At 61.8% G+C, this 19,611-nt stretch carries 18 protein-coding genes; 9 read left to right on the forward strand and 9 right to left on the reverse strand.

Annotation, left to right across the window (positions count from 1 at the left end; translation table 11 throughout):
- Positions 1–8: 8 nt before the first annotated feature.
- The gene (hmgA, locus tag ACZ89F_RS17250) at positions 9–1,322 is read right to left on the reverse strand and encodes a homogentisate 1,2-dioxygenase (RefSeq protein WP_476093107.1); all 1,314 of its coding nucleotides are present in this window, start codon (positions 1,320–1,322) and stop codon (positions 9–11) included.
- A gap of 25 nt (positions 1,323–1,347) precedes the next feature.
- Between hmgA and ACZ89F_RS17255 the strand changes: the two genes are divergently transcribed.
- From ACZ89F_RS17255 to ACZ89F_RS17265, 3 genes are all read left to right on the forward strand, one after another.
- Entirely contained in the window at positions 1,348–1,545 is a 198-nt protein-coding gene (locus ACZ89F_RS17255; protein ID WP_476097473.1) for a hypothetical protein, read from the forward strand.
- Positions 1,467–1,880 (forward strand): MarR family winged helix-turn-helix transcriptional regulator, encoded by a 414-nt coding sequence (locus ACZ89F_RS17260; protein WP_476097303.1) that lies wholly within the window; start codon positions 1,467–1,469, stop codon positions 1,878–1,880. Before ACZ89F_RS17255 ends, ACZ89F_RS17260 begins: the two co-directional genes overlap by 79 nt.
- 173 nt (positions 1,881–2,053) lie before the next feature.
- Positions 2,054–2,851, forward strand: a complete 798-nt coding sequence (locus tag ACZ89F_RS17265) for a hypothetical protein (RefSeq protein ID WP_476093108.1) — start codon at positions 2,054–2,056, stop codon at positions 2,849–2,851.
- Between the two features lie 27 nt (positions 2,852–2,878).
- Here ACZ89F_RS17265 and tdh read toward each other — a convergent pair whose 3' ends face one another.
- Both tdh and ACZ89F_RS17275 read right to left on the reverse strand, forming a co-directional pair.
- Entirely contained in the window at positions 2,879–3,913 is a 1,035-nt protein-coding gene (tdh, locus tag ACZ89F_RS17270; protein ID WP_109672387.1) for an L-threonine 3-dehydrogenase, read from the reverse strand.
- A gap of 52 nt (positions 3,914–3,965) precedes the next feature.
- A complete protein-coding gene (locus ACZ89F_RS17275; RefSeq protein ID WP_476093109.1) occupies positions 3,966–5,153 on the reverse strand; it encodes a glycine C-acetyltransferase in 1,188 nt (395 codons plus the stop codon).
- A gap of 318 nt (positions 5,154–5,471) precedes the next feature.
- Between ACZ89F_RS17275 and ACZ89F_RS17280 the strand changes: the two genes are divergently transcribed.
- Positions 5,472–7,535, forward strand: coding sequence for a putative bifunctional diguanylate cyclase/phosphodiesterase (locus ACZ89F_RS17280; RefSeq protein ID WP_476093110.1), 2,064 nt, complete (start codon positions 5,472–5,474; stop codon positions 7,533–7,535).
- 134 nt (positions 7,536–7,669) lie between these two features.
- Complete coding sequence (locus ACZ89F_RS17285; RefSeq protein ID WP_476093111.1) at positions 7,670–8,410, forward strand: polysaccharide deacetylase family protein; 741 nt, start codon at positions 7,670–7,672, stop codon at positions 8,408–8,410.
- A gap of 21 nt (positions 8,411–8,431) precedes the next feature.
- Here the strand turns inward: ACZ89F_RS17285 and ACZ89F_RS17290 are convergent, their stop codons facing one another.
- On the reverse strand, positions 8,432–8,860 hold the full coding sequence (locus ACZ89F_RS17290) for a MarR family winged helix-turn-helix transcriptional regulator (protein ID WP_476093112.1): 429 nt from the start codon (positions 8,858–8,860) through the stop codon (positions 8,432–8,434).
- Positions 8,861–8,977: 117 nt separating this feature from the next.
- Here ACZ89F_RS17290 and ACZ89F_RS17295 point away from each other — a divergent pair, with 117 nt between their 5' ends.
- Positions 8,978–9,385 carry a hypothetical protein gene (locus ACZ89F_RS17295; RefSeq protein ID WP_127258021.1) on the forward strand — a complete coding sequence of 136 codons (408 nt, stop codon included), beginning with the start codon at positions 8,978–8,980 and terminating at the stop codon, positions 9,383–9,385.
- Positions 9,386–9,528: 143 nt separating this feature from the next.
- Here ACZ89F_RS17295 and ACZ89F_RS17300 read toward each other — a convergent pair whose 3' ends face one another.
- A complete protein-coding gene (locus ACZ89F_RS17300) occupies positions 9,529–11,571 on the reverse strand; it encodes an oxidoreductase (RefSeq protein WP_476093113.1) in 2,043 nt (680 codons plus the stop codon).
- A gap of 141 nt (positions 11,572–11,712) precedes the next feature.
- Here ACZ89F_RS17300 and queF point away from each other — a divergent pair, with 141 nt between their 5' ends.
- Positions 11,713–12,174, forward strand: a complete 462-nt coding sequence (queF, locus tag ACZ89F_RS17305) for a preQ(1) synthase (RefSeq protein ID WP_476093114.1) — start codon at positions 11,713–11,715, stop codon at positions 12,172–12,174.
- A gap of 8 nt (positions 12,175–12,182) precedes the next feature.
- Here queF and ACZ89F_RS17310 read toward each other — a convergent pair whose 3' ends face one another.
- The 4 genes from ACZ89F_RS17310 to ACZ89F_RS17325 form a co-directional block, all read right to left on the reverse strand.
- Positions 12,183–12,797: a YqhG/Tai3 family protein gene (locus ACZ89F_RS17310; protein WP_476093115.1), complete on the reverse strand. Its 615-nt coding sequence runs from the start codon at positions 12,795–12,797 to the stop codon at positions 12,183–12,185.
- 4 nt (positions 12,798–12,801) lie between these two features.
- Positions 12,802–13,281 carry a DUF3828 domain-containing protein gene (locus ACZ89F_RS17315; protein WP_476093116.1) on the reverse strand — a complete coding sequence of 160 codons (480 nt, stop codon included), beginning with the start codon at positions 13,279–13,281 and terminating at the stop codon, positions 12,802–12,804.
- Positions 13,282–13,378: 97 nt separating this feature from the next.
- A complete protein-coding gene (locus ACZ89F_RS17320) occupies positions 13,379–15,028 on the reverse strand; it encodes an ABC transporter substrate-binding protein (protein WP_476093117.1) in 1,650 nt (549 codons plus the stop codon).
- Positions 15,029–15,088: 60 nt separating this feature from the next.
- Positions 15,089–16,657: a trimethylamine methyltransferase family protein gene (locus tag ACZ89F_RS17325; protein ID WP_476093118.1), complete on the reverse strand. Its 1,569-nt coding sequence runs from the start codon at positions 16,655–16,657 to the stop codon at positions 15,089–15,091.
- A 92-nt stretch (positions 16,658–16,749) separates the two neighbouring features.
- Here ACZ89F_RS17325 and ACZ89F_RS17330 point away from each other — a divergent pair, with 92 nt between their 5' ends.
- Together ACZ89F_RS17330 and mutL are read left to right on the forward strand one after the other, a co-directional pair.
- Positions 16,750–17,652, forward strand: coding sequence for a LysR substrate-binding domain-containing protein (locus ACZ89F_RS17330; RefSeq protein WP_476093119.1), 903 nt, complete (start codon positions 16,750–16,752; stop codon positions 17,650–17,652).
- Positions 17,653–17,726: 74 nt separating this feature from the next.
- Positions 17,727–19,595 (forward strand): DNA mismatch repair endonuclease MutL, encoded by a 1,869-nt coding sequence (mutL, locus tag ACZ89F_RS17335; RefSeq protein ID WP_476093120.1) that lies wholly within the window; start codon positions 17,727–17,729, stop codon positions 19,593–19,595.
- Positions 19,596–19,611 lie beyond the last annotated feature (16 nt).

Raw genomic sequence — 19,611 nt, forward strand, 5'->3', positions numbered from 1 at the left:
TTCGATGCTCAAGACCAGTCGCCCTCGGGCGTGCCGTTGAAACGCTTCTTCAGGTCGGCCCAGCAGTCGATGTAATTGTCCTGCCGGGTTTCGAGTTCGGCGCCGTAGCGGGTCAGCATCTGAGGGTATCGGGTCTCGAACATGAAGGCCATGGTGTTGTCGAGCTTGACCGGTTTAAGATCCGCGCGCGAGGCCTTTTCAAAGCCAGGCGCGTCCGGCCCATGGGCCAGCATCAGATTATGCAGGCTGATGCCACCGGGGACAAAACCCTCTTCCTTGGCGTCGTACTGGCCGTGGATCAGGCCCATGAACTCGCTCATGATGTTGCGGTGATACCAGGGCGGCCGGAACGTATCTTCGGCCACCAGCCAGCGCGGCGGGAAGATGACGAAGTCGATGTTGGCGGTGCCCTCCTCGCCGCTCGGTGCGGTCAGCACCGTGAAGATCGACGGATCGGGATGGTCGAACAGCAGCGCTCCAACCGGCGAAAAGGTCGCCAGATCATATTTGTAGGGCGCGTAATTGCCGTGCCAGGCAACGACATCCAGCGGCGAATGGCCGATCTCGGTGACATGGAAATTGCCGCACCATTTCACCGTCAGCCGACAAGGCGTTTCCTTCTCCTCGAACCAGGCGCAAGGCGTCTTGAAATCGCGCGGATTGGCCAGGCAATTGGCGCCGATCGGACCGCGATCGGGCAGTGTCAGCTTGGCGCCATAGTTCTCGCAGACATAGCCGCGCACTTCGGCATCGACGAGTTCCACCTTGAAGACCAGACCGCGTGGCAGCACCGCGATCTCGCCGGGCCGCAGCTCAATGACGCCCATCTCGGTGACGAAGCGCAAAGCGCCGACCTGCGGCACGATCAGTAATTCACCGTCGGCGTTGAAGAAATGGTCGTCGACCATCGAGGTGTTGGCGACATAGACATGTGCTGCCATGCCCGTCTGCCCGAGCACGTCGCCGGCGGTGGTGATGCTGCGCATGCCCTGAATGAAATCGGTCGGCTCCTTCGGCATCGGCACCGGATTCCAGCGATATTGGCCAAGCGCCAGTTCATGATCGCCGACATTGGGCGCGCTCTTCCACAAGGGATAGCTCGCCGCCTTGAAGCGGCCAGTGTGCTTGACGCTCGGCCGGATGCGATAGAGCCAGGAGCGCTCATTGGTGCCGCGCGGCGCGGTGAAGGGCGAGCCGGAAAGCTGTTCGGCATAGAGCCCGTAGGCCGGCCGCTGCGGGGAGTTCCGTCCTTGCGGCAGCGAACCGGGCAGCGTCTCGGTTTCGAAATCGTTGCCGAAACCCGGCATGTAGGAAAAGGCCATTGCTTCCTCCCGGAATGGATCTCAATTGACCAAACTGGTTTCATTCGTAACCATCGAAAATGTAACCATCAATGGCGGCTTTGAAAAATGGCGATCAAGAGCGAAGCGTCCGACGCGCCTGACATTCTCAATCTGGAAAATTTCCTGCCCTATCGGCTTTACCGGCTTGCCGATTCCGTCAGCCGCGAATTTTCGCGAATATACAAGGACAGCCATGGCCTGAACCGGCCGGAATGGCGCACCCTTTCGGGGCTTGGTCAGCATGGAACGATGACGGCGTCTGCAATCGGCGAGCAATCGGCCATGCACAAGACCAAGGTGTCGCGCGCTGTCGCTGAACTCGAACGGCGGCGGTGGCTGGTCAGAAGCCCCGACGAGAACGATCGCCGCGTTGAACATCTGTCGCTGACCAAGGCCGGCCTTGCCGCCTATCGCGAAATGGTGCCGCTGGCGAAGGCGTTCGAGCGGGAACTAATCAAGCGTATGAAGTCACATCAACTAGCTATTCTTTTCGACGCGCTCGACAATATGGAAAACGAAAAAAGACATCGTTATTGATCTCTACCAAAACGCGGCGAACCATCCATTCGGACAGCATGAGGATGATCAAGGCTTGAGGCGGTGGCAAGCGAGAACGAGACACTCTCAATCCATTTGCTCCGGAAATAGCGACTTGCAAAACATTACATTTTATTTAAATTGTAAATACTTACTCATTGGAGGGGGACCCAATGGCTTCGTATCTGAAATTGTTTTGTCTATTTGCATCTGCATCGACACTTTTGACCGGGTGTGGGAATTTGGCTCCCTATGCACTCAATCAACCGAGCGTCGACGTCGAAAAAGTTCTGGCGGAAATACAGTGCGCGTTGGATTACTCAGTCTCACGGTACGAGAACTCCGGAGAAAATAACAAATGGATTCGAGGATGGAGCGCTTCATTTGAGCTGACCTCTGACTTAACTAATACCGGCGAGATTGGTGTCAGCACTTTGGATTGGACCATCCCTTATTCCCCCTACCCATTCTCCCTCGGGGCGTCTGGAAAATTTGCTCGCGCCAACCAAGACAAAATTGTCTATAAATATACTATTAAATTAAAAGATATAAAATGCCCAACCTACTACTATGAATATAGCACGAATGCATCTCTTCAGAAATCAGTTTCCGCACTTGGATTTGATCGAATCTTCGGTGCAGCCCAGTGGGTGAGAGAAAACAGTGGAGGAGGTAAACTCCCGGTCTTTTCTTATAGAAGGCAATTTACACTTACAGCGGAAGGGGCTGCCAAGCCCGGCTTCCATATCACCAACCTTTCAGGCTCGCTGAACGGACGTCTTGCACGCGCCAACATCAACACTCTGGACATGGCATTTGCAGCACCTCCACCTGACGTCGTCGCTCACGTTATTGTCGACAACCTCCCCGGCGGAGGTGGCAAGAAGAAGCAACCTGCGGTCGCTTCGGAAAGGCTTCAAGACCTTCTTGACAACGGCCTAAACAGCCTCAAAAACGAAAGCCGCCAATGAGTAGATGGTTTTGATGGATTTTGGATATCACCAGTCCATCACCACCTTGCCGGAACTGCCGCTGCGCATCGCATCGAAACCGGCCTGGAAGTCGTCGATGCCGATGCGGTGCGTGATAAGCCCGGAAACATCGAGCGGACCCTGCACGAGCGCGATCATCTTGTACCAGGTCTCGAACATTTCGCGGCCGTAGATGCCCTTGAGATGCAGCATCTTGAAGATGACCTTGTTCCAGTCGATCTCGAAGCCGGTCGGCGCGATGCCCAGAATGGCGATCTTCCCGCCATTGTTCATGGTGTCGATCATGTCGCGGAAGGCGGGGGCGGCGCCCGACATTTCGAGGCCGACGTCGAAACCCTCGGTCATGCCGAGCGCTGGCATGATTTCGCGCAGCTTTTCCTTCGAGGCGTCGACGACATGCTGGACGCCGAGCTTTTTGGCCAGCGCCAGCCGTACCGGGTTGATGTCGGTGATGACCACTTTGCGCGCGCCGACGCATTGCGCGACGAGCGCGCCCATGATGCCGATCGGCCCGGCGCCGGTCACCAGCACATCCTCGCCGACCAGATCGAAGGACAATGCGGTGTGGACGGCATTGCCCAGGGGATCGAAGATGGCGGCGATCTCGTCCGGCACGTCGTCGGGGATCGGGACGACATTGTGTTGCGGGATCGCCAGATACTCGCCGAAGGCGCCCGGACGGTTGACGCCGACACCGAGCGTGTTGCGGCACAGATGCCCTCGCCCGGCGCGGCAGTTGCGGCAATGACCACAGACGATGTGGCCCTCGCCGGAAACGCGCTGACCGACCTTGTATTCGGTGACGGCAGCGCCGAAATCGGCGACCGTGCCGACGAATTCATGGCCGGTCACCATCGGCACCGGCACCGTCTTCTGCGCCCACTGGTCCCAATTGTAGATATGCACGTCGGTGCCGCAGATCGCCGTCTTCTTGATCTTGATCAGCACGTCGTTGGGGCCGATTTCCGGCACCGGCACCTCTTCCATCCAGATGCCCGGCTCGGCCTTGGCCTTCACCAGCGCCTTCATCATGTTCGACATGCGTTTGTCCCTTGAATCTCTTGATCCGGAATCGCTTTTCGATTCCGGCCTGTCAGGAAATGACCCCGAGTTCGCGCCCGACGGCGGCAAACGCTTCCACCGCGCGGTCGATATCGGCGCTGGAATGCGCCGCCGACATCTGCGTGCGGATACGCGCCTGGCCCTTCGGCACCACCGGGAAGGAAAAGCCGATGACATAGATGCCGCGCTTCAGCATGCGTGCTGCCATCTCCTGCGCCAGCGTCGCATCACCCAGCATCACCGGAATGATCGGATGGTCGGCGCCGGCCAGCGTGAAGCCGAGCTTGCCCATCTGCGATCGAAAGCGCGCTGCATTGTCGTAGAGCTTCTTGCGCAACCCACCGCCGTCTTTGATCAGCTCGAACACCTTGATCGAAGCGCCGGCAATCGCCGGCATCAGCGTGTTGGAGAAGAGATAAGGCCGTGAGCGCTGGCGCAGCCAGTCGACCACCTGCCTCTTGCCCGAGGTGTAACCGCCGGACGCGCCGCCGAGCGCCTTGCCGAGCGTCCCGGTGATGATGTCGATCCTGCCTTCGACGCCGCAATGCTCGGCCGAGCCGCGGCCGTTCTGGCCGACAAAGCCGACCGCATGGCTGTCGTCGACCATCACCATGGCGTCGTATTTCTCGGCGAGATCGCAGACACCCCGGAGATTGGCGATGATGCCATCCATCGAAAATACCCCGTCGGTGGCGATCAGCCGAAAGCGGCAGTCCTTGGCTTCCTTCAGGCGCGCCTCGAGATCGGCCATGTCGTTGTTGGCGTAGCGGAAGCGTTTGGCCTTCGACAGCCGCACGCCGTCGATGATCGAGGCGTGGTTCAGCGCATCGGAAATGATCGCGTCGTCGTCACCGAGCAATGTCTCGAACAGGCCGCCATTGGCGTCGAAGCAAGAGCCGTAGAGGATGGTGTCTTCCAGGCCGAGGAAGGATGAAATCGTGGATTCGAGCTGTTTGTGCTCCTCTTGCGTGCCGCAGATGAAACGCACCGATGCCATGCCGTAGCCATAGCGGTCGAGCGCCTGGCTGGCCGCCGCACGCAGGTCGGCGCTGTCGGCGAGGCCGAGATAGTTGTTGGCACAGAAATTGAGCACTTTCTGCCCGCCGACCTCGATCTCGGCCGACTGGGTCGAAGAGATCACCCGCTCGGATTTGTAGAGGCCTGCCGATTTGAGCCCCGCGAGCTCGCTGTCGATGTGGGAGAGGAATGCTGCGGTCATGATCGAGCCTCGTTTGATGTGGGCCGACTGTCGTCCCGCTCGCACGAAAAATCCATCGCAAAAACGACCGGATCCGTGGCAAGCGGCCGGATGTGGCCCCTATGCGGATAGTCATGTGGCCGCGGAAGCGAGCCCACCACAAATGGTACTGGCCGATGACCGCTCAAATGCCGGCACGGAGCTAAACGAGCCGATAACCATTTCGCGATCTTTCCACGGCCCCGCTTGCCGGCCGGCTGTCCATTTCCAGTCCTGTTAACGTTTGCAGTTCAATGGTGCTCATACAGGAATCCGTTGGCGAGAGGGCCGCCCCCAAAAATGTCGCAGCCGGTGCAAACCGTTTCAGGCAAGCTCATACTGCTGATCAAGGCTGGCTATTGGCTGGCTCTGGTGATCATTGCAGCCATGGTGATAGCCTCCTTCATCCTGCTGCAGCAGATGATGGCCACCCAACAGCACAACCACACCTTGCTCGACATTGTCAGCACGCAAAAGACGCTGTCACAGCGCATCGTCTTCCTTGCCAGTGCAACGGGTGCTGGTTCGCGCGACAAGCAGCCGGCGCTGGTCAGCGCGCTCAAGCAGGCAACGGCTGAGTTCGAGACGAACTACGATCTGCTGCTCGAGCAGACAGGAGCCGATCCGCAATCGCCGGCCAAACTCGACCCGAAGTCGATCGAGAGCGTGCTTTTCGCCAAGCCCTTCCACCTCGACTATTTCTCGGTCGGGCTGATCGCCAATGGCGACCGCCTGATCTCGGCCTATGAATCGCAATTCACCGGCAATGGCGGCTACAAGGGTAGCGACGAACGCGTCAATCTCGATGCTTCTGTCGCCAATGCGACCTTGTCGGGCTACGCCGCGCTTGGCCAGCGCATCAGCGCCGACGCCGACGAGCGCTCCGAGAAGCTGCTCGCCCTCCACCGCACGCTGTTCTACGCCACAATCGGCGTCATCATATTGGTGGCGCTCTTCATCTTCAGGCCGATGTCGAACGCCATCCTGCGCAAGACGCATGAGCTGATCGATGCGCGCAATTCCATGGCCTTCATCGCTGTGCATGATGGCCTCACCGGCCTGCACAACCGCACCTTCCTGACCGATCATTTCGACACGCTGATCAAGGGCACGCACCGGCGTCGCGAACGTCTTGCCGTCGTCCAGCTCGACCTCGACCGATTCAAGCAGATCAACGATACGCTCGGCCACGCCGCCGGCGACTATGTGCTGGTCGTGACGGCGCAGCGCATGCGCGATTCCTGCCGGGCGTCGGATCTGTGCGTGCGCCTGGGCGGCGACGAGTTCGTCATGATCCTCGGCGGTGCCGGCGGCACCGAAGACATCAACATGCTGGCGCGGCGCATCCTGGCGCACATCAACGAGCCGATCGTCTTCCAGGGCACGACCATTCTTCCGGGCGCCAGCGCCGGCATCGCCGTCTATCCGATCGACGCGGACAATGCCCGGGATCTGCTGGTGCACGCCGATCTGGCGCTCTACTCCGCCAAGAAGCTGGGCGGCGGCAACTTCTCCTTCTTCTCCGAAGAGTTGCGGCGCGAACTCGACTATCGCAAGCAGCTCGAGCACGACATCAAGGTCGCCATCGCGGAGCGGGCCTTCCAGGTCTATTTCCAGCCGCAGGTTTCGCTGACCAACGGCACGATCAGCGGCATCGAGGCGCTGGTGCGCTGGAACCATGCAGAGCGCGGCATGATCCCACCCGGCGAATTCATTCCGGTCGCCGAAAAATGCGGCTTCATGCCCGAGATCGGCCGCATCGTCATCAGCAAGGCGATCAACGAGGCGGCCGAATGGAACCGCGCCGGGATTGCCTTCGGGCGACTTGCCGTCAATGTTTCCGGCACCGAACTGCGCGAACCCGATTTCGATGCATTTTTGTTCGAGACGCTGGAAAAGGCCGGGCTGCCGCCGCAGAAACTGTCGCTGGAAATCGTCGAATCCGTCATTCTCGACGACGAGAAAACGGGCATCGCCGCAAAGCTGCGCCACATCAGGGCGGCCGGCGTGCATCTTGAGTTAGACGATTTCGGCACCGGCTATGCTTCGCTCAGCCATGTCAATCCGAACGAGATCGACCGGCTGAAGATAGATCGCCGCTTCGTCCAGAACATCCATGAGAATGGCGACAACTCGAAGATCGTGCGCGCCATCACCGAGCTGGCGCGTGGCCTTGGTATCTCGATTGTCGCTGAGGGCGCCGAAACCGAGGCCGAGCTCGATTCGCTGATGGCGATCGGCTGCGACCAGGTGCAGGGTTATTCCATCGCCTTCCCGATGCCGCACGACAAGGCGCTGGAATGGCTGACCGCCCGCATGCCGAAGAAGGCCAAGCTGACGGTGCTGCAAGGAAGCCTGGCGTAGGCTTGCCTTTTTTTGTTTGTGCATGTCGTTGTCCCAAAACCGCTGCGCACTTTTGGGCGACATGCACCAGCCCGCCTTGACAAGCCGTTGTGGACATGGCCGCCTGTCGTGATCGCAACCGGATATTGCGGGTGATGACACCGTTTCGGTTTGTCCTGGCGGTGCTGTTGATTCTTGCGGCCCCCGCCCATGGGGCCGATCGCACCATCTATCTTACCTTCGACGATGGGCCGCTGAACGGCACAAGCAACATCCTCGATGTGCTGGAAGCCGAGCAGGTTCCGGCGACCATGTTCATGGTCGGCATGCATGCGCAGGCGAGCGCCGGCAACAAGGCGCTCGTCCAACGCGCCAAGCAGCTTGCGCTGGTGACGGTCGGCAACCACAGCTACAGCCACGCCAACAACCGCTACCAGCATTTCTACGCCGACACCGAAGGCGTTGTCGCCGATATGATGCGGGCAAACGCGGTACTCGGGCTCAAGCCCGTGGTGCATGCACGGCTGCCGGGGCGCGACGTGTTCAGGCTGCCTTCAATGTCGAAGAACGACACCTCGCTTGGTCTGGCTCAGGAAGGCCGAGAAGAGCCCGACTACGAGTTTGTCGCGGCCTCAGGTTTCTATCTCTACGGCTGGGACCATGAATGGGTGCACAAGGACAGCGGCGAGCCGGTGCAGAGCGTCGACCATCTGGTTAGCGAGATTGATCACCTGTTCGGCTATGGCCGCTTCGTCAAGCCCGGCAAGCTGATCCTGTTGATGCATGACGAGATGTTCCAGGACGTCTTCGACGGCAAGACGAAGCTGACCAATTTGATCGCCGCGCTGAAGCTGCGCCATTACACCTTTGGGACAATCCAGGGCTACGACGACTGAGCCGATCGGGCGCGCGCGCTCCTATCCCCCGACATTCGCTCGCAACGCCGCCAGCACCTGCGCGAACTCCGCCAGCCGCTCGTCGGACAGTCCCACTCGCAGCCGCCTGTCAAAGGAAAGCGCGGCCTTGCGCAATGTCTCGAACATCGCTTCTCCGGCCGCGGTCAGTTCGACCAGATGAACCCGGCGGTTGACCGGATCGCGACGGCGCGTCAGCAGGCCCTGCGCCTCCATTGCGTTGAGATGGTGGGTCAGCGTCGCCCCCTGGATGCCGATCATGCCGGCAAGTTCGCGCTGATTGGCAAGCTTGCTCGACTTGACCGACAGCAAGGTAAGCCAGACCGGCAACGTACCGCCGGCCTCGACCAGGGCAGCGTCGAAAGCATGGGCAACCAGCTTGGCGGTCCGGCCGAGATTCATGCCGACTGGCGGGCGTTCGAAGGGTGTCATTGCAGGACACTAGACGGTGTTTTCCGCAGAGGGAACTGGCTGTCTTTTATGCATTGACATCTAATCATTCGATATCTGACTGTATATGCAATGGCGGACGCGAGAGGAGATCGGGTCATGCAGTATGTCTACATCGTCGTTATCGGCCTTCATGTCATGGCAGGCGTATTCTGGGCGGGTACGACCATCGCGGTCGGCCGTGACCCGGACATCCGGGCGGAACGGTTCTTCCGGCCGCAAATGGGCGCTGCCGGCCTGGTTTTCCTGACCGGCATACTGCTCTGGTATTTCTTTCATGAGGGCGTTTTCGGCTCGATGGAGAAGGTGCTGGCGCTGGGCATCGTGACGGCCCTGATCGCCGCCGGCGTGCAAGGCGCGCTGGTGGGCTCAGCCAGCAGGCAGCTTGCCGGTGCTGATGCGGCAACGGAAAGCCAGTTGCGCGCGAAGATGACAAGAGGCGAGCGCATCGCCGGGGGGCTGCTGGTGCTGACCGTGCTGTGCATGGCCACCGCCAGAATGTTTTGAGCGCCGCCACGCAGCACAAGCTCACAGAATCGTACGTTGTCTGGCGACGAGCCAATGACGTGCGGGCGCGCGGCCAGACCGAAGTACACGGGCTCTCGTACGCAGGTCCGACCGCGCGCTACCGACCCTCGAGATACCTAATTTCAGATCCGCAAGCCGAACCTGATGCCGTCATAAATGGCGGCATGGATGTTACGCGAGGCGACCGCGTCGCCAATGCGGAACATCACGAAGCCGCCTTGCGGATTACGGGCCGGAAAGATGTCGCCGCCGCTCACCAGACGCTCGTAATCCACCGCGCCGCCATTCTTCGATAGTGGCTTCAGCGAGAGATAGAGTTCGTCGAGCGGCAGCGTGCCATGCTCGACCACCACCTGGTCGACCCTGCGCTCGCCGCGCCAGCCATCGGCGAAATCCGAGGCCAGTTCAGCGACCAGCTGGTTGCCCTCGCGCCGCACCGAACGCAGCCCTGTGTTGATGGTGATGGTGACGCCCTTTTCCTGGAAGGCGCGCATGTAAGGCACGTGGTTCATGCCGCCCATTTCCGGGGCAAAGAAGCGCTCCGGCGAAACAAGTTCGAGTTTCGAGCCGGCATTGGCGATCAGCTCGGCCGCGCCCATACCCTGATGGCCGCCATTGTCGTCATAGAGCAGCACATTTTCGGCCGGCTTGACGCTGCCGGCCATGATGTCCCAGCTTGAGGTGACAAGGTTATCGCCCTCCGTCAGCGGGGGGTTCTGCGGCAGACCGCCGGTGGCGACCACCACCACGTCGGGCGACAGCGCCAGAACATCGTCCTTCTCCGCCCAGGTGTCGTAGCGGATCTCGACGCCGAGCCGGTCGAGTTCGGCCAGCCGCCAGTCGATGATGCCGATCAATTCCTTGCGGCGCGGGTTCTGCGTCGCCAGCCGAATTTGGCCGCCGGCCTGGCTCGACGCTTCAAGCACCGTCACCTGGTGGCCTCTCTCGGCTGCGACCCGCGCGACCTCCAGCCCGCCAGCGCCGGCGCCGACGACAACGATTTTCTGCTTCGGTCCTTCTGTCTTGACGATGATGTGCGGAATATCGGCCTCGCGACCGGTCGCCGCATTGTGCACGCACAACGCTTCGCCGCCTTCGTAAATGCGGTCAAGACAATAGGTGGCGCCCACACATGGGCGTATCTCATGCTCGCGGCCCTCCATCACCTTTTTCATGATGTGCGGATCGGCGATGTGGGCGCGGGTCATGCCGACCATGTCGAGCTTGCCCGTGGCGATGGCGTGGCGCGCGGTGGCCACATCGGAAATGCGCGCCGCATGAAAGGTCGGGAACTTTGTCGCCGCCCTCACCTCGCCGGCGAAATCGAGATGCGGCGAAGAACGCATGCCGGTCACCGGGATAACCTTGGTCAGTGCCGCGTCGCTCTCGATCGAGCCGCGGATGATGTTGAGGAAATCGACCTTGCCGGAGCCGGCCAGCCGCTTCGCGATCTCGATGCCCTCCGCCTTCGACAGGCCTTTTTCGAAATCTTCGTCGGCGACCATGCGGATGCCGACGACGAATTTATCGCCGACCGCGGCCCTCACGGCGTCGAGCACCATGTTGGTGAAGCGCAGGCGGTTGTCGAGCGAGCCGCCGAACTCGTCGTCGCGATGGTTGGTGGCCGGCGACCAGAAGCCGTCGATCAGATGGCCGTAGGCCTCGAACTCGATGCCGTCGAGGCCGGCGGCATGGCAGCGCTGCGCGGCCGAAGCATAGTCGGCAATGATGCGCTCGATGTCCCAGTCCTCGATGGTCTTGGGAAAAGCACGATGCGCCGGCTCGCGCACCGGCGAGGCGGAGAGCACCGGCAGCCAGTCGGCCTTGTTCCAGCCGGTGCGGCGGCCGAGATGGGTGATCTGGATCATCACCTTGCAGTCGTGCTCGTGGCAGGCCTCGGCGAGCTCGGCCAGCCACGGCACGATCCTGTCGTCATAGACATGCAGATTGCCGAAGGCGGCCGGACTGTCGCGCGAGACGATCGCCGATCCGGCGGTCATGGTCAGCGCCATACCGCCCTTGGCCTTCTCGGCATGGTAGAGCCGGTAGCGCTGTTTCGGCATGCCGTCCTCGGAATAGGCCGGCTCATGGCTGGTCGACATGACCCGGTTCTTCAGCGTCAGATGTTTGAGCTGATAGGGCTGGAGAAGCGGATCGTTGGTCATCGTCTTCCTGCTGATACAATTTGTGCTGAAGCAGCGTGCGCTGCTTCAGAGCCTATTTTAATCATCGGATTCATCCGAAAACCGCTGCGCACTTTTCGGTCCGATGCTAATGAGCGGCAAAATCGAACGAGGCCACCGCCCATGACCATGACAAAAGACCTTACCCAACTCGGCACAAGGGTCGAGACGCCACAGAGCCCCGAAGCAGCGGTCCTGGAAACCGTGCCGTTTGCGCGCGGCGACGGGCCGCCGGCGATCGTGCGCTTCGTCTGCCCGGAATTCACCTCGCTGTGCCCGGTCACCGGCCAGCCGGATTTCGCCCATATCGTCATCGACTACGCACCTGACACGGCTCTGGTGGAATCGAAGTCGCTCAAGCTGTTCATGACCTCGTTTCGCAATCACGGCGCTTTCCATGAAGAATGCACCGTCATGATCGGCCGCCGCATTGTGGCGGCGACCAAGCCCTTGTGGTTGCGCATAGGCGGCTATTGGTATCCACGCGGCGGCATTCCGATCGACGTGTTCTGGCAGACAGGCGCTCCGCCGGAAGGCAGCTGGCTGCCCGACACCGGCGTCGCGCCCTATCGCGGGCGCGGCTAGCTCGCCCATCATTCGCACTGATATTGGCTGAGTGCCCATTCGCCGGTCACCGACAACAGGTCCGTTATCTTCCAGTCGCCGTCGACCTTCTTGAATTTCCACTCCAGACGGTGCGGATTGCCTGATATGACGAAGGCGACGATGACCTTGGCCTGGTCGCCGTTGATCGCCTCCAGCGTCTTCAGGCTCTTGTCGATCTCGGCCTTGTCATAGTCCGCATTGTCCAGCGCCATGTTGGGGTCGAGGCACTCGCCCTGCCCGGACTTGCGCAAGGCGTCGCTCTTGTCGAGCACAGTTTTCGCCGGATTGATGAAATGGCTGCGCTCTGACGGATCGATCTCCAGCCCGACCTGATCGTAAAACGGCCGCACCACCGCTGTCGGCGAGCCAGGCTGGATCGGTGCGGCTGGCGCGGCTTCGGCTGGCGACCATCCAACCGGGGGCGTTGCCGGTTCCACCCCGGTTCCGGGCGCATTTGCAGGCGGCGCCCCGCTGTCGCCCGGCGCGGTGTCAGCCGGGGCGTTTGCCGGCGGCGCACCCAACAAACCTTGGGCGTCGGCACCGCTCAGACCCACCGCCAGCAGGCACATGGTCGACAGTGCCAGGAACGGGCGACGGGCCATCGCATTACTCCGGTGTCTGGCCGGCCATGCATTCCAGGGCGCTGAGCGTCCAGTCGCTGGTCTTGGAGGCGATGTCCGATATCTTCCACTTGCCGTCGATCTTCTTGAGCGACCAGACCATTTCACGTTTGGAATCGTCGCCTTCCGAAAAAAGGCTGAAGGTCGCGGTAACCTCTGCGTTGTCGCCATCCAGCTTCTCAGACAGTTTCAGCGTTTTCGAGACGGTCTTCTGATCGAAATCCTGGGCGTCGAGACCAGGATCGAAATCGATGCAGGCAACCTGGTCCGGGTTCTTTTTCGTTGCCTGGTCGTTCAGGTCGAACAGTTTCGTCACCGGCTCGGTGAACCGATCCCGATATTGTTCGTCGGCCTCGAACTTGACCGCCGGCACATAGAAGAACTTCACGGCGTTGGACGCCGGTCCGGCGACGGCGGCCGCCGGCAAGGCTATCGAAAGGGCGGCAGCGAGCACTGTCAGTCTCATGCAGAATCTCCGGCTTTTGATGGCTTGAGCCCATCAATACCACGTATCCTGCATATCGGCTTTTTTGCGGCTCATGAAGTCCTGCAGTGCCTTGTTTTCAGCCGTCCAGCCAGACGTTCTGGAGATCCATCTCGAAGGTCTGGTGGACACCGTAGTTCTTCACCTTCTTGTTCATGTGGGTGAAGAGCTTCTGCCAGAACGGCTGAACAATGACGCCCGAATCCTGCAGGATCTGCTCGACATCCTTCATCACCTCCTTGCGCTTGGCCACGTCGATCAGCGAAAGAGCCTGCTTGAGCTTGGCGTCGAAATCGGGATTCGAGTATGCCGATTCATTCCACGCCTCGCCGGTGCGGTAGCCGAGCGCCAGCACCTGGACGCCGAGTGGGCGCATGTACCAGATGGTCATCGAATAGGGATATTTCGTCCAGTCGTTCCAGAAGGTCGAACCCGGCAGCACTGTGCGCTTCACCTTGATGCCGGCATCGCGCAACTGGCCGGCGATGGCGTCGCCGGTGTTCTTCTGCCAATCGTCCTCGACGGTGATCAGTTCATGCTCGAAGTCGGCCTGCCCGGCTTCCGCCATCAGCTTCTTGGCGCCGGCCGCGTCGCGTGTCTTCTTGGGCAGCGGGTAGTATTCCGGGTGGATCGGGGCGACGTGGTGGTTTTCACCAGGAGTGCCTCGCCCGGCATAGCCAAGTTCGAGAACCGCATTGTTGTCGACGGCCATTTGCAGGGCATTACGCACCCGCTGGTCGTCATAGGGCTTGTGGGTGATGTTGGTGCGGGCAACCAGCGTCGTCGCCGTCGCGACCTCAGATTTCACCAGACCCATCTTGTCGAGGATGTCGATGAAGTCGGCGGGCGTCTCGAAATTGAGGTCGATCTCGCCGGAGTCGAATGCATTGATCGAGGCATTGAAATCCGTGCCGTAGTCGATGAATTCGACGCTGTCGAGCGGCGCTTCACCACCCCACCATTTGCCGTTCTCACGGCGCTTGACGACCGCCTTCTGGCCGACATCGTAGGAGACCAGTTCGAACGGTCCCGTGCCGGTCGGCTTCTTGATCGGATCGGCACCGTCGGCATCGAAGTTGCGGTGCACGACGAGCGCCGGATAGTCGGTGAAATTCGGGATCAGCGAAATGTCGGGTTCGTTCAGTTTCAGCTTGACCGTGTTGTCGTCGACCTTGGTGATCGCGCCGTCCCTGGCTTTGCCGGTCTTTGCGTCGATCAGCGCGCCGACACGTGCGGCCATCGAATTGCCGGCGACATTCTTCTCGCACCAGCGCGCCAGATTATAGGCGACGTCGTCGGCGTTGAAAGCGTCGCCGTTGTTCCATGTGATGCCCTTGCGCACATGCAGCACATATTCGGTGGCGTCGTCGTTGATATCCCAGCTTTCGAGCAGGACCGGCTCGAATGTGAATTGCCTGGTGTAGCGGACAAGCGGCTCCAGCCAGCAGCGCGAAATGTTCGCCAGTTCCACCCAGTCGTAGGTGCGCGGATCCTTCTGTCCCTTCACCGACATCGAGACGCGCAGCGTTCCGCCTTTCTTCGGCTCTTCGGCCAAGGCCCGATCCGGCACGGCAAGGCCGATCATGCCATAGGCAAGTGCCGTCGATGCGCCGAAGGCGCTTGCCAGCGCCAGGAACTCGCGCCGGTCCATATGACCCGCACGGGCGTCTTGCGCCATCGCCTCGATGGTATCAGGCACGCGATCGCCACTGCTTCTGAAGAATGTCATTTTTTCCTCCGCTTCTTTCGCATTGTTCGATGCGTGGCGTTGATCGCCCTTCTCGGATGTTCAGTACCAGGCGTCCGCCATCTCAAGCTTCTTACGGCCCATGAAGTCCTGCAGTGCCTCGTCTATGTCAGGGTCCAGCGGCGGCGGCTGGTATTCGGCCAGCGCCTTCTTCCAGCGCCGGTTGGCGCGAATGGCGGCATCTTCCGATCCGGCAGCCTCCCACTTCTCGTAAGGTTCGTTGTCGGCGATCTCGGAATCCCAGAAGGCCGTCTCGTAGTTGGCCAAGGTATGGGCCGAACCGAAGAAATGGCTGCCGGGACCAACTTCCCTGAAGGCGTCGAGCGCCAACTGGTTGTCGTCGATCTTTACCCCGTCGAGATAGGTGTGCAGCGCGCCGCAGAAATCGGCGTCCATGACGAATTTTTCGTAGGACATCGACAGGAGGCCGTCGAGGAAGCCGGCCGAATGCAGAATGAAGTTGGCGCCGCAATGCACAGCCGCCAGCATCGACATGGTGCCTTCGTTCATGGCGTGCGCGTCGGGCAGCTTCGAGGTGGTGAAATTGCCGGAGCAGCGCAATGGCAGGTTCAGCCGCCGCGCCAGTTGCCCGATGACCATCGAGCCGATCGCCGGCTCCGGTGTGCCAAAGGTGGGCGAGCCCGAACGCAGCGACATCGACGATAGGAAATTGCCGAAAATGACCGGCGCGCCGGGCCGTTCGAGCTGGGTCAGCGCGCAGCCGGCCATGGTTTCGGCGAGCGACTGGGCGATGGCGCCGGCATTGGTCACCGGGCCCATGGCGCCGCCAAGGATGAACGGCACGATGACAGCCGCCTGGTTGGCGCGAGCGTAGGCACGCAGCGCCGTCGTCATCGTCGCGTCCCAGACCAGCGGCGAGTTGACGTTGACATTGCCGAGGATGACGCAGTTTTTGTCGACAAAATCACGGCCGAAGACGATGCGCGCCATGTCGATCGAATCCTCGGCGCGGCTCTCTGCCGTCACCGAGCCCATGAAGCCGCGATCGGAATATTTGATGTGGCTGTAGACCATGTCGAGATGGCGCTTGTTGACCGGCACGTCGACCGGCTCGCAGATGGTGCCGCCGGAATGGTGCAGCCAGGGCGAGGACTGCGCCAGCTTCACGAAGTTGCGGAAATCCTCGATCGTGCCGTAGCGTCGGCCCTTGTCGATATCCATGACGAAGGGCGAGCCATAGGCCGGCGAGAAGACGACGCTTTTGCCACCGATCTCGACCGAATTGGCCGGATTGCGCGCATGCTGGGTGAAGCTCGCGGGCGCCGTCTTGAGAATCTCCCGCAGCATGCCCGGCTCGAACTTGACCAGAGCGCCATCGATATCGGCCCCTGCCCGCTTCCAGTGTGCCAGGGCCACTGGATCGTCGCGGAACTCGATCCCGATCTCGGCCAGGATCCGGTCGGCGGTCGCCTCGATACGCAGAAGGTTCTCTTCCGACAGTATGTCGTAGGTCGGGATGTTGCGCACGATGTAGGGCCGGCTGAGCCCTTCCGAGCCGTGCGAACGCAGTTCACGCCGGGCGATGCGGCCACCGCCGCGCTCACGGCGCTTGGCGGGTTCGATTGTCGTCTCGGCGGCCGGTGCGTTCATGGAGCCTCCCATCTTGTTCCCGAGGACAATCTACGCAGACAAAATGGCGATGTGACGCTGGAAAATCCTGATCTCTTGTATAAGCTGGGCTTATGCGAAGCCTGCGCCACCTCTTGCCCTCGGCCGGCAGCCTGATCGTCTTCGAGGCGGCCGGGCGGCTGTCGAGCTTCACCGCCGCCGGGCGCGAGCTCGGCATGACGCAGGCCGCCGTCTCCTATGCCGTGCGAGGCCTGGAAGAACAGCTTGGCGCCAAGCTGTTCCAGCGCCGCCACCGCCAGGTCATCCTGACCGAGGCCGGCGAGCGCTTCCACGCCGACGTTTCGCTCGGCCTGTCGCATATCCGCAAATCGGCGGAGGATCTGCGCCTGCAGGCGACCGGCGGCCATGTGACGCTTGCCGCGTCGACCGCCTTCGGCTCCTTCTGGATGATGCCGCGCCTGCAGCAGTTCCGCGACGAACTGCCGGGCATCGACCTGCGCATTCAGACCGCCGACCGCGACCTCGACATCATCGCGGAAGGCATCCCGCTCGGCGTGCGCGGCGGCGAGCCGCGGGACTGGCCGGACTATCACTCGTTGCCGCTGGCCGACGAGGAGATATTTCCCGTCGCCGGCACCAGTTATGCGGCAAAGTTCGGCCTGCCCAAATCCGCTGCAGAACTGGCCACGCACCGGCTCATCCATCTGGAAGAGCCGTATCGCGAGGCCGCCAGTTGGGACGAATGGTTCCAGTCGGCCGGCGCCAATCTCAGCGATACCGCACGCGGCCTGCGCATCAACGACTACGGCCTGGTGATCCAGGGGGTCATGGAAGGGCAAGGCATCGCGCTCGGCTGGCGGCACCTTGCCGAACGGCTGCTGGCGTCGGGCCTGCTGGTGCCGGTGACCGATCATGTGCTGAGGACCGGCAAGGCGTTCTATGTCGTCTGGCCGAAGAACCGTGAGCTCAGCGACAACGCCCGCAAGGTGCGCGACTGGCTGGCGGCGCAGGCATAGGTCGTTTTCCACTGATCCACCGCTAGCACGATTCTGCCCCTCCCGCGCGAGCCGAATCCGCCTATAGTGCCGCCATGCCCATTCGCCAGCTTTCCGACACGATGATCAACCAGATCGCCGCCGGCGAAGTCATCGAGCGTCCGGCAAGCGTGGTCAAGGAACTGGTCGAGAATGCGCTCGACGCCGGTGCTTCGCGCGTCGAGATCGTCACCGCCGGCGGCGGGCTGAACCTGATTCGCGTCACCGATGATGGCTCCGGCATCCCTGAATCGGAACTGGCGCTTGCGATCGCGCGTCACTGCACCTCCAAGCTCACCGAGGATATCAACGACATCCGCTCGCTCGGCTTCCGCGGCGAAGCGCTGCCGTCGATCGGCTCGGTGTCGCGGCTGTCGATCCGTTCACGTACGGCCGCCGGCGACAGTGCAGCCGAAATAGGCATCGACGGTGGCCGCGTCCTGCCCGTCAGGCCGGCGGCGGCCAATCGCGGCACCACGGTGGAGGTGCGCGACCTGTTCTTCGCAACGCCGGCCCGACTGAAATTCATGAAGGGCGAGCGCGCCGAGAGTTCGGCGACCAGTGACGTGATCAAGCGCATCGCCATCGCCTTCCCGACCGTGCGCTTCACGCTGGCCGGTTCCGACCGCTCGACACTGGAATTGCCGGCGACGGACGACAGCGCGTCGGGCAGCCTGCGTCGCGTCGCCCAGGTGATGGGTGCCGATTTTCCCGACAATTCGATTGCCATCGAGGCGATGCGCGAAGGCGTGCACCTGACCGGCCACGTGTCGATCCCGTCCTTCACCCGCGCCAACGCGCTGCAGCAATATGCCTACGTCAACGGAAGGCCGGTGCGCGACAAGCTGATCGCCGGCGCCATTCGCGGTGCCTATGCCGACGTCCTGCCGCGCGACCGCCATGCGGTGACGGTGCTGTTCCTGTCGCTCGATCCAGCCATCGTCGACGTCAATGTCCATCCGGCCAAGGCCGATGTGCGCTTCCGCGATCCCGGCCTGGTGCGCGGGCTGATCGTCGGCGCCATCCGCCAGGCGCTTGCCGATTCCGGCATCCGCGCCGCCACCACGGGTGCTGCCGGCATGATGGCGGCCTTCCGGCCCGGCGCCGCATCCTACGGCCACGGCGGCCCGGCAAACGGCCATCGCAGCTATGAAGCAGCGTACCACGCCTCCGGCCCAGTCGGTTTCGATCCGGCCCGGTCGCCGCAGCGGCCGCTCGACATGGGTTTCGAGGGCGCGGGCTTCGAGCATCGCGGTTTGCGCGAAAACGAGCAGGCGGCATTCGATGCCGGCGCCAGCGCCGATGCGCGCGCCGGGCAGGATGAGGCGGCCGAGACGTTGCTCGGCGCGGTGCTGGGTGCGGCGCGTGCGCAGGTGCATGAGAACTACATCGTCGCCCAGACCAGGGATTCGCTTGTCATTGTCGACCAGCATGCGGCGCATGAGCGTCTGGTCTACGAAGCGCTGAAGAATGCGCTGCATTCGCGGCCGGTGCCCTCGCAGATGCTGCTTCTGCCTGAAATCATCGACTTGCCTGAAGAGGACGCCGAGCGGCTTGCTCTGCATTCGGAAACACTGGCCCGCTTCGGCCTCGGCATCGAGCGCTTTGGCCCGGGCGCCGTCGCGGTGCGCGAGACGCCGTCGATGCTCGGCGAGACGAATGTCGGGCAATTGGTGCGCGACCTCGCCGACGAGATCGCCGACAACGATACGGTCGACACGCTGAAGGAACGGCTGGACAAGATCGCCGCGACCATGGCCTGCCACGGCTCGGTGCGTTCAGGCCGGCTGCTCAAGGCCGAGGAGATGAACGCGCTGCTGCGCCAGATGGAGGCGACCCCCGGCTCCGGCACCTGCAACCACGGCCGCCCGACCTATATCGAGCTCAAGCTGGCGGATATCGAAAGGCTATTCGGGCGGCGTTGAGGTCTTGTCATCGGCG

It is taken from the genome of Mesorhizobium sp. USDA 3734 (assembly GCF_056279665.1).

Coding starts and splice junctions, on each gene's coding strand:
- ACZ89F_RS17310 (WP_476093115.1), bottom strand. CDS start 12,797: ATGGCCCGTCGCCCGTTCCTGGCACTGTCGACCATGTGCCTGCTGGCG.
- tdh (WP_109672387.1), bottom strand. CDS start 3,913: ATGTCGAACATGATGAAGGCGCTGGTGAAGGCCAAGGCCGAGCCGGGC.
- ACZ89F_RS17265 (WP_476093108.1), top strand. CDS start 2,054: ATGGCTTCGTATCTGAAATTGTTTTGTCTATTTGCATCTGCATCGACA.
- ACZ89F_RS17320 (WP_476093117.1), bottom strand. CDS start 15,028: ATGACATTCTTCAGAAGCAGTGGCGATCGCGTGCCTGATACCATCGAG.
- mutL (WP_476093120.1), top strand. CDS start 17,727: ATGCCCATTCGCCAGCTTTCCGACACGATGATCAACCAGATCGCCGCC.
- ACZ89F_RS17290 (WP_476093112.1), bottom strand. CDS start 8,860: ATGACACCCTTCGAACGCCCGCCAGTCGGCATGAATCTCGGCCGGACC.
- ACZ89F_RS17325 (WP_476093118.1), bottom strand. CDS start 16,657: ATGAACGCACCGGCCGCCGAGACGACAATCGAACCCGCCAAGCGCCGT.
- ACZ89F_RS17280 (WP_476093110.1), top strand. CDS start 5,472: ATGTCGCAGCCGGTGCAAACCGTTTCAGGCAAGCTCATACTGCTGATC.
- ACZ89F_RS17275 (WP_476093109.1), bottom strand. CDS start 5,153: ATGACCGCAGCATTCCTCTCCCACATCGACAGCGAGCTCGCGGGGCTC.
- ACZ89F_RS17295 (WP_127258021.1), top strand. CDS start 8,978: ATGCAGTATGTCTACATCGTCGTTATCGGCCTTCATGTCATGGCAGGC.
- ACZ89F_RS17285 (WP_476093111.1), top strand. CDS start 7,670: ATGACACCGTTTCGGTTTGTCCTGGCGGTGCTGTTGATTCTTGCGGCC.
- ACZ89F_RS17315 (WP_476093116.1), bottom strand. CDS start 13,281: ATGAGACTGACAGTGCTCGCTGCCGCCCTTTCGATAGCCTTGCCGGCG.
- queF (WP_476093114.1), top strand. CDS start 11,713: ATGACCATGACAAAAGACCTTACCCAACTCGGCACAAGGGTCGAGACG.
- ACZ89F_RS17330 (WP_476093119.1), top strand. CDS start 16,750: ATGCGAAGCCTGCGCCACCTCTTGCCCTCGGCCGGCAGCCTGATCGTC.
- ACZ89F_RS17300 (WP_476093113.1), bottom strand. CDS start 11,571: ATGACCAACGATCCGCTTCTCCAGCCCTATCAGCTCAAACATCTGACG.
- hmgA (WP_476093107.1), bottom strand. CDS start 1,322: ATGGCCTTTTCCTACATGCCGGGTTTCGGCAACGATTTCGAAACCGAG.